This is a genomic window from Pseudomonas sp. P4_B3 (assembly GCF_056402295.1).
This window is the reverse complement of record NZ_JBFUHR010000019.1, coordinates 56160-73843: the sequence shown is the minus strand read 5'-3', so window position 1 is coordinate 73843 and position 17684 is coordinate 56160. Positions and strand designations below refer to the sequence as shown.

The following is a 17684-nucleotide window of genomic DNA, read 5'->3' as shown; positions in this document are numbered from 1 at the left end:
AGTGGGCTTGCAACCCAGTGCCACACTCCAGCGCTACATTGAAAGTTTTAATATGGCATTGCGGTGCGAGTGCCAGTGTGTCCTCGTATTTCTTTAAGGTTAACAACGTATTGGTTCTGGTTGCTCTCGCGTTTTCCGATACCGGTCACTACAAAATCTGCATGCGGTGTAAATACTAAATCTTTTTCAATTCGCACCGAGTATGGTGAATTTACATTTGCGGCGCTAAATCCATTTATCGCTATTAGGAGTGGCTTGGTCCCGTGCATGAATCCTTCAGCAACGCTCTTTTCCTTCGCTACCGAAAGAAAGCTCGTTGAATGAAGGACGGTTCCCTCCTCCTTTGCAGAGAAAAGTTCGTCTAGGCCTCTATCTGATATGTCTTGGCCACGATAATAGGTGGTTAGTGATGCTTCACTTTGATTGTAGAGTTGGTAGCTGATTTGTTCTGTGTTGTGCAGGTTAAAGACTTTGGCGGTAACTTTGATGGAGCTTTCTATATCTTTACCTGTCTTTCCGGAAAACTGTTCGTCTCCATGCCGCTTTGTTATTTCACGTAGCACTTCATTGCCGTTAATGGAAATCTGGGTTCCCGTTCGCATGGCGCTATTGATTGCCGCTGAGCCTTTATTTGTGGAATAGATGGCATTGAATTCGCGCATGTATTTATATTCTTGCGATGGTTTGCGAATTTCTTTTTCAGGTTTTGCGATTGCTAAACTACTTGTCTGTGTCGTTACTTCTTCAAGCGGTGAGTTCATTTCCTTTCGAACCCTTCGTATCGCTCTTTCAATCACCTCTGCGGGATGATTTTGCTCCTGAGCTATCTCTGCCATGAAACTCAGGGCCATCTCAGGATTTTTATAGTAATTTTTTTGAAAGCTTTTGGAGGCCATGATTGTTCGTGCCAGATCCCCGTGTGGTGACAAGCCATTTGGATCATGAAGAGCAATGGGGTTATTCCTGACCATTCGATAGAAGTTGAGGCCGTCAATTCCCCACGCTGGATCCGGATTAATCCACCGCTGCAACCACGGCGCGTAATACCTGAACCCATAGTAATAAAGCCCCGTCGCATCCCGCTCCTTGCCCGAATAGCGCACGGTCTTGTATTTGGCTTCTGTGGCCGAGCGGGCCGCGAAACACGCTGTGCCGCCATACGGGTAATACCATTCCTGGCTGATCAGGTCAGTGTTTTGGTCCAGTTCCAGTGCGCTGGATTGCAGGTGGTCATTGAGGCTGTAGCGCACCTGGTCGTTGGTGATGTTCTCCGACGGATTGGCAACCCAGTGCAGCACCTGAACGCTGTTACTTCCAGCGCTGGCGCAGATCACATGAAGGATTTCCCCAGTGCCGCCTTGGCTGCGGATCTCAACGCCGGGCAGGTAACGCACTTCACTGACCAGCGTGCGAGCGTTGGTCTGGCTTGCACGCACCTTGCGCACCCGTTGGCCACCGCCGTCGTAGAGGTAGCGTTCATAGTCATCATTGCCGTCTTCGCGGACGACCGGGCGCGCGCTGGACAGCTGATTGCGCAGGTCCCAGGCGAGCGATTGACCCGCTTGTAGTTCACGCAGGTTGCCATTGGCATCGAAACCGGTGGCCAGTTCTTCTTCGGTCGGCGGACGGCCGTTGCGTTCGGGCAAGCAGCGATTGCTGTATCGGGCGCGGGTCAAGGTGCGGCCATGGGCCTGAGCGCCGACGTGCGTCAGGTCCAGCAGGTTACCGCCGGCGTCGTAGTGATACGTCTGGCTGTAATTGGCAACCTGGTTGGGGTCGAGAGGCAAGGGCTGCAGGTCGGGCAGGGCGGGACCGCCATGCCCAGTCTTTGCCTCCCATCCGGTGGCTTCGATCAATTGATCGAGGGTGTCGTAGCGATAGGTCTTGATCGGTTCGATGCGCTGGTTGTTGAAGTAGCGGATCGGCTGGGCGGTATCTTCGAGGCTCAGAACGTTGCCGACTGCGTCATAGCGGTACTTCAGATCCTGCAGCGGCGTGCCGTTGGCTTTGTGGGCGCTCAGGCCGATGAGGCGGCCATCCGCAGGATCGTAGCGGTGGCGGGTGACGACGCCATTGCCGGCGGTTTCTGACTCGATCTGGCCGGAGGCGTTGTAGCGAAGATCGCTGACCAGCGTCCGTTCTGTTTGGCCTTCACCGGCCAAGATCAGTCGCGTGTCGCTCAATTCACCGGCGACGGTGTAGGTAAAACGCTGCTGATTACCCAGTGCATCGATTTGCTGGAACAGTTCACCGCTGGCGGCATAGTGCAGGGCGGTGATGGCGCCCTCAGCAGGCTCAAGTAACGCATCGCGGGCGGGCACGGTGTCGGGCCAGTTCACGGGATTGGTTTCGAGCAAAAAATGCCGCGTCTGTTGTAGCAGTGCGCCAGCGATGCCGAGATCATTAAGGTGCAACGTCCCCGCCGGGTCGTCGTGGCGAATCAACTGACCGCACAGATTACGTGAGGCCGCGCCGGCATCGACTCCCGCATAAGTAAAACGCTCAAGGACATGCTCGGCGACATCTTCACCACGTTCATGCACGGCCACCGGCCGCAGCAGTTCATCGAACTCAGTCAGGGAATGGCTGCCGCGCCCGTCCCAAGCTTCGACACGTTGCCCGGCTGCACTGTGCAATGCCACTCGCCACCCCGCGTCCACGCTGTCACTCGACAACGGTACGCCGGACAAACTGAACACCTGGCTAAGGTTGGCCGGCACCGAGGCATCGTTCTGCGCCAAGGCAAACAGATACGGGTCACGGCTGGCCAGCGGCCGCCCGGCGGCATCGAACCGTTGATGCGTCACCCGCGCTTCAAGCGGATCGGCCGCCAGCCGCCGATGGTATTGAATGGCCCTGACCCCCAGGCCACGGGGATCTGAAACCGCAAGGTTCGGTGTGCCGTGATGCGCATAGTCCAATGACATTCGTGATGCTCTCGATCAGAGTGACCTGCCATTACAATGCATTACCCGCAGGGCCGCGGATACTGTAAGAAATACCAGTTTTTACCAGCGCATCCGCACATCCAGGCTGCCAATCAATCCGTTCAAATCACTGTCATCCACGTCGCTGCTGTAGTCGGCGCTGACATACAGGCCCACGGTCGGCGTCACTTTGGCGACCTGGCCCAGACCCAGTTCGACGGTCGAGGAACTACGGCTACTGCTGATCTTGTCGACCTGATCGAGGGTCACGGTGTTGCCGGTATACGGGGTGTCCAGGGTGATGCGCTGATTGATCAATTGCGCCTTGGGGTTCAATCACCCGGTTCTCGCCAAGGCCGATGGGGAAACCACCTTCCACCGACAACGTCCTCGCACTGCCCTCGGTGGCTCTTCGGGTCCCTTGCTCGTTGCGGCCGAAGCCGCTGACTCCAGACCGACCCTTTGCATATGGCCGCTGGCGCTTTGCAGGGTAAATATCGCCGGGCCTTTGAGTTCGTGGGTGCCGGGGACGGCCAACCCCAGGGAAAGGTAATCGGTTTGTACCTGGCGAGAGGGCTGGCCGTAGAGTTGGTCCCAGGCCGTGGGCGCGGCGTCTTCGGTGGATCGTCAAAAAAAAATCAGGCCGGAGCGCTTTTCAACCCTCACCACGTCACCCGAACCCCCACGTTACCGAACGTTCCCCGTTGTTGGTTGCTGTCGATATTGCTGGTGTAGTCGAGTCCGGCGTACACGCTGACCGAGGCTGCAACGCTCAGCACCATGCCGATACCGAGGTCGGCGGACGAGGTTCGTTGCTCGGTTTCGACCTGATCGACATGGTCAAAGGTGACCGTGTCGGTACCGGTGAAGGTGTGCCAGATATTGGCCCGCAGGTACGGTTCCAACGGCCGGCCGCTGACCTCGTAGCGACCCTTCAGGCGTGCGCCGACGCGAGCGGTCCAGGCGCTGTCGGAGTCGAACGAGACATGGGAGATGCCGTCGTCCTGGCTGTCGAGTTTGACCTTCTGATAAATCGCCTGGGCCTGGGGTTCGATCACCCAGCTACCGGCCACCGCAATCGGATACCCGACTTCTGCCGATAACGTCGTGACGTGACCGTCATTGTCGATCTTCAGTCCACTTTCGGAACGGTTGTCACCGTTGAGCCAGGTATACATGGCCACGGTATCGAGATAGGCGCCGGCAGGATCGGTCAGGGTCCAGTAAACGCCAAGACTGTCACCTTGCAACTCCACCTTGCCGGAGCGTTTGCCTTCAAAGCCCTCGTTGAAACCGTCGACATCGCCTTGCAATCGACTGTGGCCGATAAAGAAACCGCTGCGCTGGGTTTGACCACTGGCCAACTGCGAAGCGAACAGGTCATTGCCGACCTGAAAGCCATTGAGCGAACCATCCAGTCTTGGCTTGACGGTGCCGGTCCAGGTCTGCTCGAGGTTCTTGCCATAGACCCGGCCCCAACCGGCGCTCAAGGCACCGGTTTCGGTCAGCAGGCGCTGATCGCCCTGACGGTCATGAAAAGTGCCCAAGGCGGTCAGGCTCAACTGTGCTGCTGCCGGCGGCACCACCGACCAGGTGGGCACTGCCTCGCGGTACAGGGGGATCGGGGCGGCACCGGGTACGGCGGCCGGTAACACCGGGGCTTCGACGGTTGCAACCCCATCAACACCGGAAGCCACAACCACCGGCGCGGCCACCGGCACCGCCACGATGGGCACCAGCGTCGGCGGCAAGGCGGGATCAGGATTGGCAACCGCAACCACTGGCGGCGCCACAACCGAGGAACGCAGGTACCAACTGTTTTCGCTGCCCGGTGTGATACCGCCTTTGAACAGGCGGTAATCGAAGGCGCCGACCGACACTGGCGCTTTCAGGGCGAACGCAGTGTTGTCGCTGACTGCCGTGCCTTTGGCCTGTACCAACTGGATGCCGTTTTGCTGGGTCAGGGCGCCTACGCCGCCAACGTTGGTGACGCTGATCAGGGTGCTGCCGGTCAGCGTCCCGTTGTTGACCACCAGCTTGTCGCTGGGAGAACTGTCATCGCCCACGGCGCTTTGCAGCAGCAACTGGCCGCCGTTACCCACGTAATTGCCTTCAACCGTCAGGCTGTCATTGGTGCGCGAGTTGCCACCGGTGAGGTCGATGACCCCGCTGTTGTTCAAGGTAACGAGCCGACCTGCAGTCAATGGCGCGATGCTGCCCTGCACCGACGTCAGCGTGCTGCTGCCATCGACGTTGAACACGCCCGTGCCGCTGGTGCTGTCCCCCAATTGAAAAGTGCCATCGAGATCAAAGCGCGAGCTGTTGCCGAGGTTGACCGTTTCCCAGTTGACGTAGCGGGTGGCGCCTGACGAGGTGGTGTGATCGAAGGTCAGCAGGTCATTGCCAACCCCGCCATTGAGGCTCGGGGTGAGGGTGCTTTCGGTGAGATTGCGCAAGGTCGCGCTATCGTCGCCCGCCTCAAGGAGAATTTGCGAGTGGATGATCCCGCCGCCGTCCCACACCAGGCTGTCATCGCCGTTGCCGGCGCGGATCTCGCCGACGACTTCCCCGCCGGTAACCGTGATGCTGTCGTTGCCATTGCTGACACTGATGTTGCCGCCGATACGGCCACCGGAAACGATGATGGTATCGGTGCCCAAACCGGTCACCAGGTTGCCGAGGATCTGCCCACCGGACATATCGAAAATATTGTTATCGAGTTTCATGTCGACCCGGCCAATGGTGCCGCCGGTCATTTTGGCGATGTCGCCATCCTCGAAAGCGCCGACGATGGTGCCGCCGGTCATCAGGAAGGTATCGTGACCGTCCCCTTGGGCCAGGGACTGAATGGTCCCGCCAGACATGACGAAGTTATCGATGCCACTGCCCTGGCTGACCTCCCCGGTGACTTGCCCGGCACTGATTGTGAAGCTGTCCGCTGCGTCGCCCTGATCCACCGCGCCGGCCACGATGCCCGAGGCCATGGTCACGGTGTCGGTACCCGCGCCGAAGGTCACGTTGCCGTTGATCCTGCCGGTGCCATTGGTGGGGAAGGTCAGGGAGTTATTGCCCGACAAATCGGTCAGCGGCCCGCTGGTGGCGCTGTCGCACACGAAGTTGTCGTTACCGGCGGTGGGGGAGATTGTGCAGGCTGCTTGGGTGGGCTGGGGCCAGTTCACACATAACCAGATTGAGAACAGGCAGGCGCCATAACGGTACTTGGACAGATCTGTCGAAAACTCCATGCTTGCCTCCGCGATGGGATCAACTTCCGTTCCTTGGGTTGTCAGGAACGACCAGGAATCAGACGTGCTCGGCAGCGCGAGTTGCAAGACAACATCGGGAAAAACAGTGACCCGCAAATACCATCGGCAACCAAGGCGCTACGTGTGTGTCGCAAGCCCCTGCGGATATCCGTCAGGGCGTCACCAACGTAGCAGGCATGGATCCAACGTGGCTACTGTCAGAAATAACAGGTGGGGGACGATTTTTCGTCAATTGGCACTGAATGGCCGTGATTCAAAGATGCACTTCCACCGCCAATGGCAAATGGTCTGAAAGGTGCGTCCACGGCTTGTTCCCGAGTATTTGCGGCTCGTGGCTGCTGGCATTGCGCAGGTAGACGCGGTCCAGGCGCAGCAAGGGGAACCGCGCGGGGTAGGTTTTGGCCGGGCGGCCATGGTGGCGTTCGAAGGCTTCGTGCAGATAATTGCGACGAGCCAGGGCGGCATTGCCCTGCATCTGCCAGTCATTGAAGTCGCCGGCAATGATCACCGGCGCCTGCTCGGGCAGGGACTCAAGGAGTTGGCAGAGCAACTGCAACTGCAGCTGACGATGACTTTCCAGCAGGCTGAGGTGCACGCAAATGGCATGCACTTCGTTATGCCCCGGCACGTCCAGTACGCAGTGCAGCAAGCCGCGACGTTCCGGGCCGGTAATGGAAACATCCAGGTTTCGGTACTCGCGGATCGGGTATTTCGACAGCAGGGCATTGCCATGATGACCGTCGGGATAGACGGCATTGCGTCCATAGGCGAAGTCGCCCCACATGCTGTCGGCGAGAAATTCATATTGCGAGGTTTGTGGCCAATCGTTGTAGCGGGAGGAATACCGGTCGTGTTCGCCGACGACTTCTTGCAGAAACACCAGGTCTGCCGACGTACTGCGCACCGCTTCACGCAACTCTGGGAGGATGAAGCGCCGGTTGAGTGCGGTAAACCCCTTATGGGTGTTGACCGTCAGCACGCGAAGCCGATGAATCGCCGGGGGTGTGTTCAATGGCGTTGATTGGGCTACCTGCCGTTTTGAATGACTGGCCACATCCACTCCTCTGATTCAGGGCTGCTTATGTATGCGACTGATGCGTCGGCAGGCAGTTCAGTCTGATGGGGTGCGCTGTCAAACCAACACGATTTCATAAGGCAAACGGATACGCTCGAGCAGCGCCCGCGGCAGCAATGGCGCGAGGCCGATGGCCGGTTCGCCGTCGAGTTGGCTGGCGTAGGCGTGAATGGCGTGGCTCTTGCGGGCGACGGTCCAGGTATCGAGGCGCACCTTGCGTGCACGATGCCAGGGAATCAACTCCCGGTCCCGTGCCGGCCAGTGCCAGGCCCAGAGCGGTACGTCGTTGTAGGATGCCCCTGCGTTGGCCGCGGCCCTGGCGCTGGCCCGGCCGACGGTGTCGTGGTCGAGGTTGCCGTCCTCGCACCAGGTGCTGAACACCACATCACCTGGACGCAGGTAGCGCGTGATGAATCGGGCGATCTGTTCTTCGTGTTCCACCAGGGCGTTGTCGGTAAACCCGCCACGAATCCACTTCAGGCTGTGCATCGGCAAACCGAGTCGGCGGATGGCTTCCACGCTTTCCTGGGGACGAAATACGCTGAGGCGTTTTTCCGACCACTGCCGAGAGCCTGGATGGCTGGCGCTGCCGTCGGTGATCGAGATCAATTGCAGCGGGTGGCCCAGGTTGCTGAGCAATTGCAGCAGGCCGCCGCAGGTCACGACTTCATCGCCGGGGTGCGGGGCAATGAGCACCGCGCGTGAGCCGGTGGGCACCAGGGATTGGGTGCTGATGACCGGGATGCTGTCCAGTTGCGGGGCACTGTTCCAGATTTGTGATGGCAGGCTGGCTTCGCTGACGGAAACGGATTTCATGGGGATTACGTCCTTGTTGTGTTTCGCCCTCAGTCGTGTGCGAGCCAGGGCCGGCAGACCCGTGAGGGCTCGTTGAAAGCAATGTGCGACAAGCCTAACCCTGGATTGCCGCGAATCGAGTATTGCTCATGTAACGCTATTCGTCGCGTCGCGAGCTTATCCAGAATGATTTTTCCGCTCTGCGGTGTTGCGGCCATGAATGCCTGGAGTCTCTTTTACTCTTCTTCCTCATGCTGCAACTCGAACAGCAGCAACGAGCGGCCGGTGACCGAGTACTTGTGGCCAAACTCGAAGCGCTCCTGGCCGTGGATCGACGGCTGGTTGGTGTCTATCATGCACGTCCAGAAACCACCGTCAGGCACTTCCGGCAGCCGGAAATTGACGATGTCGTGATGCGCGTTGACCACCAGCATCAACGTTGCGTCGGCGCCTTTGCGGCGAATGCCGGTTTCCTGGGCGCGGCCATCGAGCAGCATGCCCAGGCAGCGATTGTGCGCATCGTGCCAATGCCTGGTGGTCATTTGCGTGCCGTCCGGCGCCAGCCAGGTCACGTCCTTGACGCCGATGTCCTCGTTGTAATTACCCACCAGGAAACGCCCGCGCCGCAGGATCGGGTAGGTCAGGCGCAACTTGATCAGGCGTTTGACGAACTTGAGCAGGGCCTTGCCGTCTTCGCTGAGGTCCCAGTTGACCCAGCCGATCTCGCTGTCCTGGCAGTACGCATTGTTGTTGCCGTCCTGGGTGCGGGCGAATTCGTCGCCGGCCACCAGCATCGGCGTGCCCTGGGCCAGCAGCAGGGTGGCGAAGAAATTGCGCATCTGCCGATGGCGCAATGCGTTGATGTCGGGATCGTCGGTGGGGCCTTCGACGCCGTGGTTCCACGACAGGTTGTTGTTGCTGCCATCCTGATTGTCTTCGTCGTTGGCTTCGTTGTGCTTGTCGTTGTACGACACCAGGTCGTTGAGGGTGAAGCCGTCATGGGCGGTGACGAAGTTCACCGATGAGTAGGGCCGCCGGCCACGTTGATTGAACATTTCCCCCGAAGCGGTCAGGCGGCTGGCGAAATCCGCCAGTTGCCCATCGTCGCCTTTCCAGAAGGCGCGCACGGTGTCGCGGAATTTGTCGTTCCACTCGACCCAGCCCGGCGGAAAATTGCCGACCTGATAACCACCGGGGCCGCAGTCCCAGGCTTCGGCGATCAGTTTGACCTGGCGCAGCACCGGGTCCTGGCGGCAGGCCACGAGGAAACTGTGGCGTTCGTCGAAACCGTCGTGGTAACGCCCGAGGATGGTTGCCAGGTCGAAGCGGAAACCGTCCACGTGCATTTCCGAGGCCCAGTAGCGCAGGGAGTCGGTGACCATTTGCAGCACGCAGGGATGGCTCAGGTCCAGGGTGTTGCCGGTGCCGGAATCGTTGATATAGAAGCGTTTGTCATCGGGCTTGAGGCGGTAGTAGGACACGTTGTCGATGCCGCGCATGGACAGGGTCGGGCCTTGTTCATTGCCCTCGGCGGTGTGGTTGTAGACCACGTCGAGGATCACCTCCAGATTGGCTTCGTGCAGGTGCGCGACCATTTCCTTGAATTCGGCAATCTTGCCACTGGCCAGGTAACGCGGGTCGGGGGCGAAGAACGCAATGCTGTTGTAGCCCCAATAATTGGTCATGCCCTTGTGCAACAAATGCTGGTCGTTGACGAACGCGTGGATCGGCAGCAACTCCACGGTCGACACGCCGAGTTTGCGGATGTGCTCCACCACGTCATCGACCATCAACCCGGCAAAGGTGCCGCGCAGGTTTTCGGGGACGGCAGGGTGACGCATGCTGAAGCCGCGCACATGGGTTTCATAGATGATTGTCTTGTCCCACGGCACGCTGACGCGGTGGTCGTGGCCCCAGGTGTGCGCCGGGTCGATGACCTTGCATTTGGGCACGAAGGGCGCGCTGTCCCGTTTATCGAAGCTGAGGTCGGCGTCGGGGTGGCCGATGGTGTAGCCGAACAGCGCTTCGGACCATTTCAGCTTGCCGACCAGTTGTTTGGCGTAGGGGTCGATCAGCAGTTTGTTGGGGTTGAAGCGATGGCCGTTGGCCGGGTCGTACGGGCCGTAGACGCGATAGCCGTAGATCAGCCCCGGATGGGCGTCGGGCAAGTAGCCGTGGTAGATCTCGTCGGTGTATTCGGGCAGTTCGATGCGTTCGAGTTCCACCTCGCCGGCGTCGTCGAACAGGCACAGTTCAACTTTGGTGGCGTGGGCGGAAAACAGCGCGAAGTTGACGCCCAGTCCATCCCAGGTGGCACCCAGCGGAAAGGGCAGGCCTTCGCGGATTCGCGTGGCTTCGGCACGCGGGGCTGGCGTGGCGGCTTTCTTTGGGCTGGTCATAAGTGCTCCTGCAAACTCAAAACCTATGGCGACTGGCACGCCGCCATCGCGAGCAGGCTCGCTCCTACATTTATCGGGAACGGGCCGCAAATTTTTGAACGACACAGATCCCATGTAGGAGCGAGCCTGCTCGCGATGAGGCCATAAGGCTCAATATTCATGGTAACTCTTCACAAGCCCTGTCAGGACAGTCTCAAACCGCCGGCGGTTTTCGCGCAGCCCGGGGCTTTTTCTCGACTGCCTTTTCTCCGGGCGGGATGACTTTCGAAGCTGCCGCAGGTTTGGCCTTGGCTTTCGGCGCGGCGGTCTTGCCATTGAGGGTCTTGTCCGGGCTGAGTTTTGCGTCTGCGGTTTTCTTCGGCGCTGCCTTGCTGGCGGGGGCCTTCGTGGACTTTTTCGGGGCCAGGGCTTCGGCTTCTGCCAGTTTGAGCGCCATCTCCCAATGGCGGGCTTCCTGACCTTCAGGTTTTCCTTCGGATTCCCAGATCTGATAGGCGAACTCGCGGATGCGTTTGTCGTTGGTACTCATCGTAATGCTCCTGAACTGAACTCAAGTGTGGGCAGTTTGAATAATGAGATTGACCGGGAAATCCCCCAGCGCGGCGCTGACCAGCAGCTCCCTGTGTTGTGTGACTGTGATGCGGGAAAAAAGTCCCTCTATATGTTCGTCAGGGACGGTGAACGGCAGTTTGACCCGGGTATCGCCCCACAGCGGCGCGTGGACCTGTGGTTCGGCACCGTTTTCCAGCAGCTCGGCACAACGTATCGGCACAATCACGATGGCGCGTTTCCCCTCCCGTTCACGGACAAATCCCAGTACTCGATGGGCCTCGCTGCCCACCACTTCCAGGGCCTGGTAAGTGCCACGCCGAAACAGCTCGGCATGCTCGGCACGCAGGCCCAAGGTGCGGGCAATCAGGGCTTGCTTGATGCGCCCGTCATGCCAGTTCAGCAACAAGTCCGGCAGGTCCACCGCTTGCTGCAGTGCCTGCAGGCGGCTGGCGTAATCCACCGGGCGACGGTTGTCCGGATCGACCAGGCTGAAGTCCCAGAAATCGTTGCCCTGATACAAATCCGGTACGCCGGGCACGGTCATGCGCAGCAAGGTTTGCGCCAAACCGTTGAGTGCACCGGGGACGGCAATCGAACGGGCAGCCTTGGCCAGGGCCGTACGCAACAACTCGCCTTCGGGGCTGAGCAACAGGCGCTGGATGAAGTCCTCGCTCGCCTGCTCACAAGGGTCATTGGGTGCGTTCCAGCTGCTTTGCAATTTGGCTTCGCGCAGGGCCTTGCGTTGCCACTGGCAGAGGCGTTTTGCGTAGTCCTCTAGCGCCGGCGGATGATCGACAGCCAACTCCAGCGGCCAGCTGCCAAGAATCGCTTGATACAGAATCAACTCATCGCCCGCCGACGGCACTTGATCGTCACTGCGCAGTGGCCGGGCGAGAGTGCGCCACAGACCGATCTGGTCGGCGTACCAGTCGCTGCGCTCACTCAATACCGCCAGCCGCGCCCGTGAATCTTCCCCGCGCTTGTGGTCGTGGGTGGCGCTGGCCAGCAGATTGTCCGGGAAGGTGTCGAGGCGCTCGATGCAGGCTTGATGAAAGTCGGCAACCGGCGCACTGAACTGCTCGGTGTTGAACCCCACGTCGTTGCGCGAGAGCAGGACCGCCGACCGATAGAACGCGGTGTCTTCCACCGCTTTCGCCGCGGCCGGCGAGGTCAGTTGCTGGAAACGTACGCAGGCGTGCTTGAGGCGTTTGCGCTGGCGACCGGCCCGGCGCTGCCGCCAGGGTTCACCGCCGAGCCAGCCGGCCAGGCAGTCGAGCACCGGCCAGTCCGCCTCACCCAGGGTTTGCCGGGCACCGTCCATGGCCCGTTGGAAAAACACCTCGTCCTGGGCCGACCGGCCGAGGGCGCTGATGTAGGTGCGGTACACCGGAAAATGCACGATCAGCGCCTGCAAGGCCCGGCGAATGGCGCCGAAGGTCAGATCGCGGGTCATCAGATTGTCCCGGGCCACTTGCAGCAAGGCCTGGGCGACGCTTTCGAAATCCCCGGCGAGGGAGCCATTGAGGATTTGCTGACGGGCCAGTTGTGCTTCCCGGGAGAAGTCGGCGGGCCGCTCGCTGTGGTAATGCCAGAGTTCGGCCAGTGTCTGCGCACCCCGGGGATCGTGTTGCAGCAGTGACAACTGGTTCATGAATTCGTAACCGGTGGTGCCGTCCACCGACCAGTCGCGATGCAGGGTTTCGCCTTCGCCGAGGATCTTTTCGACATAGATGGGCAGGTGGCGCCCCGCGGACAGGCTGTCGACCCGACGGCGCAGTTTTCGGCAGTAGCCCCGCGGGTCGGCGAGGCCGTCGATATGGTCGATGCGCAACCCGTCGATCAGCCCTTCAGCCACCAGTTGGAAGATCTTCGCGTGGGTGGCTTCGAACACGGCGGGACGCTCGACGCGCAGCCCACCGAGTTCATTGATATCAAAGAAGCGCCGCCAGTTGATGTCGTCGGCGGCGGTGCGCCAACTGGCCAGGCGATAGCTCTGGCGCTCCAGCAGGTTGTGCAGGCGCTGGAAGCCTTCGCGGGTCACTGAGTCGTAGTTTTTCAGGTGTTGGTCAATGGCTTGGGCAATGGCCGGATCGCTGACCAGGTCGCGTAGTTCTGCTTTCAGCGGTCGCGCCAGGCTGTGGGCATCGGTCTGGTAGCTCAGGGTGCTGAAGCGATCGGCCAGGGATTTGAGTTGTTCGGCCTGTTGCGTATCGAGCGGCGCATCGACCTTGAGCAGCTCGCCGTAATCCCAGGGGCAAATGGGAAAGCGGTGTTCGTAGTACTCGACATGAAAGCTTCCGTGCCAGGCATCGAAGCGCAGGGGCAGGGTGCCGTCCTGCAACGCGACGCCATAGTCGCTGCCGAGAAACGGCAGGAGCAACTGGCCCTCCATCAACGGGTCGGGCGAGTGCCACTGGATGTCGAAAAACTCGCCGTAGGGGCTCAGGCGCCCCCACTCCAGCAAATCCAGCCACCAGGGATTATCACTGCCGCCGACCGCCATGTGGTTGGAGACGATATCGAGGATCAACCCCATGTTGTGCCCGTGCAGGGCACCGACCAGACTGCGCAGCGCCACCTCACCGCCCAGCTCCGGATTGACCCTTGTCGGGTCCACCACGTCATAGCCGTGCATCGACCCGACGCGCGCGCGCAACAGCGGGGAGGCGTAGACATGGCTGATGCCGAGACGGGCGAAATACGGCACCAGTGGCACCGCATCTTCCAGCGTGAAGCCTTTATGAAATTGCAGGCGCAACGTGGCGCGCAGTGGTCGGCTCGGCACTTGAGTCATCGATCACGCTCGGCCGCCTGAAGTCGCGCACAGGCGAGCAGTTCCAGACGCCGCGCGGCATCCGCTCCATCGAGCAGGGCCTCGCTGTATCCGGGCAAGCGCCGCGACCAGTTCGGGTGAGTATCGATGGTGCCCGGCAGATTGGCCTGTTGTTCCACGCCAAGGGCATCTTCCAGTGGCAGCAACACCAACGGCGACCGGGTATGGCCGAGGAAGCGCACGCTGGCGTCGAGCACCTGGTCGGTTTCGTGGGACTCTTCGCGAAAGTTCTGCGGGTCCTGACTCAACGCCCGGCGCAGGCCCTCACGCTCGCGCTCGCGGTGCTGGCGCCATTCGATTTCAGTGCTGGCATCGACCATGCCGAGCCGGGCGTTCCAGTCGATATCGCGGCCATGCCACCAGCCGTTGAGGGTGGGCAGGTCATGGGTGCTGGTGGTCGCCAGGGCGTTGTCCGGCCAGTCGAGGATCGGCTTGAAGTGCGTGTTGTCCTGTTCGAACAGCAACACCCGCATGCCGAGTATCGAACGGGCGATGAGTTTTTCCCGCAGGCCGTCCTGCACGGTGCCGAGGTCTTCGCCAAGGACGATGGCTTGATGGCGATGGGATTCAAGCGTCAGCAGGCGCAGCAGGTCGTCCACCGGGTAATACAGGTAGGCGCCGTCGGCTGGCGGCGAGCCATTGGGGATCACCCACAAACGTTGCAAGCCCATGACGTGATCGATGCGCAAGCCTCCGGAGTGGGCGAAGTTGGCCCGCAACATTTCGATGAAGGCCCGGAAACCGTTGCGCACCAGGCCTTCAGGGGAGAACGCGGAAATCCCCCAGCCCTGGCCAGTGCGGTTGAGAATGTCCGGTGGTGCACCGACGGTGAGGGCGGCGAGCAGTTCGTCCTGACGGCTCCAGGCCTGGCTGCCGCCGCCATCGGCACCGACGGCCAGATCGGCAATCAGGCCGATGCTCATGCCGCTGGCGCGGGCGGCGGTTTGCGCGCGCTCCAGGCAGCGCGTGATCAGCCACTGGCAGAAGGCGAAGAAGCCGATGCGCCCGGCATTTTCTTCGGCGAATGCCGCCAGTTCGGCGCTGCGCGGGTTGCGCCAGGGTTCGGGCCACTGCCGCCAGTCGAGGTGTTCACCGCGGGCGGCGCGAGCCTCCTGGATGGCTTCGAAGCGGCAGTGATTTTCCAGCGCTTCGCCAGCGGCGTGACGAAAACTGCTGAAGTCTTCGTGCAACGGGTGTTCACCCTGGACGAAGCCTTCATACAGGGCCTGCAACAACCGATGCTTGGCTTCGGCGGCGGCCGGCCAGTCAATCAGCGGATGTTCTTCCAGCGCCTTGAGTTCAATGGCCAAGCCGGTTGCATCGATGGCGGTACGCAGGGCGCGTTCGCCGAGAATGGTGCCGGGGGCGCAGTAAAGGCTGTTGAGAAACAAACGGCTGGACGGCGAATATGGGCTATAGCGTTGGGTGTCACTGGAAAACATCGCATGCAACGGGCTGATCGCCAGCGCCTCGGCGCCACGCTCACCGGCCACCCGGGCGAGGTCCTCCAGCGCCTGGGTGTCACCAAACCCGCCATCACCGGGGCGGCGCAAGCCATACAACTGCACGCTCAGGCCCCAGGCACGAGGAATGGGGTTATCCACGGCATCGGCCACGCTGTAACAACGGGATGGGGCCACCGCCAGAGTGAAGGTTTGTCCGTCGATGCCGACCTGTTGATAGCCGACCGGTACCAGCCCCGGCAGCACCGCGTTGGCGTCCAGTTTCAGGTTGAGCCGCGAACCGTCTTCGAGGTGGATTTCGCAAGGGGTCTGGGGCTCGAAATAACGCGCCAGGTCCAGGCCCACCCCGACATCGGCGGTGATCAATGGCGGCAAGTGATGGGTCTGTTGCGCCGCTTGCAACTCCAGCAGGCTGGTGTCGATTTCCTGGGCACTGCCGGCTGGGTGGCCAAGGCCGCTCAGCACGTTGCGCAACACTGAAGGCGCGACTTTTTGCGGGCGACCGTTGGCGTCGATCCAGTCGACCGCGAGGCCGGCACGGCTGGCCAGGATTTCCAGTTGCGCATCACTCATGGACGCTCTCCATACGGGGTAGCAAAGGGGCTGCGGCGGCGAGGCTGACGAGCGCGCAATACGGGGCAAGGGTGCCCTGGTCCAGAAGGCCGGCGCTCTCTGGCGGGTATTCGAACAACCGCGCGGCACCGGTCTGTGAGGTGTGGCCTACGGGCCTGTCGCTGAGGTTCAGGTCAATGCGCAGTTGGCTGCCATCGCCCAATCGCCAGGCTGCACTGACCGCGCCTTGGCCCAGCACGTCGGTGCCCAGTGCCTGGGTGCCCGGCAAGTGCGGGACGATGAGCCGGTGACGGATCTGCAACAGTCGGCAGTACAAGTCGTGCATCTCGCTGTGGCCGATCGAGGGCAGGACAGGGCGGGACGCCGCAAATGTCTGCGGATCGTTCGGGTCCGGAATGTGTTCGCGTTGACGCGGGTCCGCAAACGCGCTGAACGCCGCGAACTCGTTGCGCCGGCCATCGCGTACCCGTTTTGCCAATTCACCGTGATGGCTGGTGAAAAACAGAAAGGGTTGTTCGACGGCAAACTCGTCACCCATGAACAGCAGCGGAATCATCGGCGACAGGAGCAGCAACACCGTGGCGGCCTGCAGCGCTTGCGGGTGGGCGAGTTGATGCAGGCGCTCGCCGAAGGCCCGGTTGCCGATCTGGTCATGATTCTGCAAAAACAGGATGAATGCGCCGGGGGGCAAATGCCCGCTGGGTTCACCGCGTGCCACACCATGGCGGTTGAGATGGCCCTGGAACACGAAACCCTGGCTCAGGCAGCGCGCCAGTTGTTCGGTGGGGTTTTGCGCGTAGTCGGCGTAATAGGCGTCGGTTTCGCCGGTCAGCAATACGTGCAGGGCGTTGTGGCCGTCATCATTCCATTGCGCGTCGTAACCCTGTTCGAGCAGGCTGGCCTGGTTGTGTTCGTTCTCGACCATCAGCCACACATGCCGCGCCGGTCCCGTCTGCTGGCGCACCCGTTGCGCCAGTTCCTGAAGAAAGTCCGGGTCTTCGATGGCGTGCACCGCGTCCAGGCGCAATCCGTCGAAACGGTATTCCAGCAGCCACATCAAGGCGTTTTCGATGAAGAAGTCCCGTACTTCGCGACGGCGCAAGTCGATGGCCGCGCCCCATGGCGTGTGTTGGTCTTCGCGAAAGAAAGCACTGGCATAACGATGCAGGTAATTGCCGTCCGGGCCGAAGTGGTTGTAGACCACGTCGAGAATCACCGCCAGACCGTGGCCGTGGGCGGTGTCGATCAAGTGCTTGAGCTGCTCGGGTGAGCCGTAGGAAGCCTGGGGCGCATAGGGCAGGACGCCGTCATAACCCCAATTACGCTCACCGGGAAACTGCGCGATGGGCATCAGTTCGATCGCGGTGACACCCAGTTCGACCAGGCGCGCCAGATGCTGCTCGACGGCGCTGAAGCCGCCGAGCGCACCGACATGCAGTTCGTAGATCACCGCTTCGTTCCACGGCCGTCCCAGCCAAGTACTGTGTTGCCACGCATAGGCCAGCGGATCGACCACCACGCTGTGCCGGTCGATATCGCCGGCCTGAGCGCGGGAGGCCGGGTCGGGCACTTCCAGTTCGCCGTCGATGCTGTAGCGGTAACGCGTGCCCGCCGCGCATCGGATGTTGCTCACGAACCAGCCGTCGGCCTGGGGCAGCAACGGCAAGGACTGTCCATTTTCCAGTTCGACACTGACGTAAAACGCATCTGGCGCCCACAACGCAAATCGCGTGTGCTCTGCGTCCAGCATGATTGCGCCGTGGGGCCAGGTCTCGAGGGTCCGTAACGGCATCTTGAAAGC

General features: G+C 61.0%; 9 protein-coding genes and 1 pseudogene. All 10 read right to left on the bottom strand.

Features of this window, described 5'->3' with window-relative positions; genetic code table 11:
* Nucleotides 1–47 precede the first annotated feature (47 nt).
* The 10 genes and pseudogenes from AC1DWG_RS21555 to treZ all read right to left on the bottom strand — a co-directional run bounded on the left by AC1DWG_RS21555 (nt 48) and on the right by treZ (nt 17675).
* Nucleotides 48–2927: an RHS repeat domain-containing protein gene (locus tag AC1DWG_RS21555; RefSeq protein WP_477788327.1), complete on the bottom strand. Its 2880-nt coding sequence runs from the start codon at nt 2925–2927 to the stop codon at nt 48–50.
* Nucleotides 2928–3008: 81 nt separating this feature from the next.
* Nucleotides 3009–3548: pseudogene (locus AC1DWG_RS21550) on the bottom strand (autotransporter outer membrane beta-barrel domain-containing protein); the annotation flags it as partial.
* Nucleotides 3549–3589: 41 nt separating this feature from the next.
* A complete protein-coding gene (locus tag AC1DWG_RS21545; RefSeq protein ID WP_477788326.1) occupies nt 3590–6172 on the bottom strand; it encodes an autotransporter family protein in 2583 nt (860 codons plus the stop codon).
* Between the two features lie 274 nt (nt 6173–6446).
* Entirely contained in the window at nt 6447–7247 is an 801-nt protein-coding gene (locus tag AC1DWG_RS21540) for an endonuclease/exonuclease/phosphatase family protein (RefSeq protein WP_477788325.1), read from the bottom strand.
* 78 nt (nt 7248–7325) lie between these two features.
* The gene (locus AC1DWG_RS21535) at nt 7326–8084 is read right to left on the bottom strand and encodes a PIG-L deacetylase family protein (protein WP_477788324.1); all 759 of its coding nucleotides are present in this window, start codon (nt 8082–8084) and stop codon (nt 7326–7328) included.
* A 215-nt stretch (nt 8085–8299) separates the two neighbouring features.
* Nucleotides 8300–10462, bottom strand: a complete 2163-nt coding sequence (glgX, locus tag AC1DWG_RS21530; RefSeq protein WP_477764168.1) for a glycogen debranching protein GlgX — start codon at nt 10460–10462, stop codon at nt 8300–8302.
* Nucleotides 10463–10655: 193 nt separating this feature from the next.
* Entirely contained in the window at nt 10656–10991 is a 336-nt protein-coding gene (locus AC1DWG_RS21525; protein WP_477764169.1) for a DUF2934 domain-containing protein, read from the bottom strand.
* A 21-nt stretch (nt 10992–11012) separates the two neighbouring features.
* Complete coding sequence (locus tag AC1DWG_RS21520) at nt 11013–13808, bottom strand: malto-oligosyltrehalose synthase (protein ID WP_477788323.1); 2796 nt, start codon at nt 13806–13808, stop codon at nt 11013–11015.
* Entirely contained in the window at nt 13805–15883 is a 2079-nt protein-coding gene (malQ, locus tag AC1DWG_RS21515) for a 4-alpha-glucanotransferase (protein WP_477764171.1), read from the bottom strand. Before malQ ends, AC1DWG_RS21520 begins: the two co-directional genes overlap by 4 nt.
* Nucleotides 15876–17675, bottom strand: a complete 1800-nt coding sequence (gene treZ, locus AC1DWG_RS21510) for a malto-oligosyltrehalose trehalohydrolase (RefSeq protein ID WP_477764172.1) — start codon at nt 17673–17675, stop codon at nt 15876–15878. Before treZ ends, malQ begins: the two co-directional genes overlap by 8 nt.
* Nucleotides 17676–17684: the final 9 nt, after the last annotated feature.

Bases quoted from the DNA above. Each gene is read 5' to 3' on its own strand.
- AC1DWG_RS21555 (WP_477788327.1), bottom strand. From the start codon at position 2,927: ATGTCATTGGACTATGCGCATCACGGCACACCGAACCTTGCGGTTTCA.
- AC1DWG_RS21545 (WP_477788326.1), bottom strand. From the start codon at position 6,172: ATGGAGTTTTCGACAGATCTGTCCAAGTACCGTTATGGCGCCTGCCTG.
- AC1DWG_RS21535 (WP_477788324.1), bottom strand. From the start codon at position 8,084: ATGAAATCCGTTTCCGTCAGCGAAGCCAGCCTGCCATCACAAATCTGG.
- glgX (WP_477764168.1), bottom strand. From the start codon at position 10,462: ATGACCAGCCCAAAGAAAGCCGCCACGCCAGCCCCGCGTGCCGAAGCC.
- AC1DWG_RS21525 (WP_477764169.1), bottom strand. From the start codon at position 10,991: ATGAGTACCAACGACAAACGCATCCGCGAGTTCGCCTATCAGATCTGG.
- AC1DWG_RS21520 (WP_477788323.1), bottom strand. From the start codon at position 13,808: ATGACTCAAGTGCCGAGCCGACCACTGCGCGCCACGTTGCGCCTGCAA.
- malQ (WP_477764171.1), bottom strand. From the start codon at position 15,883: ATGAGTGATGCGCAACTGGAAATCCTGGCCAGCCGTGCCGGCCTCGCG.
- treZ (WP_477764172.1), bottom strand. From the start codon at position 17,675: ATGCCGTTACGGACCCTCGAGACCTGGCCCCACGGCGCAATCATGCTG.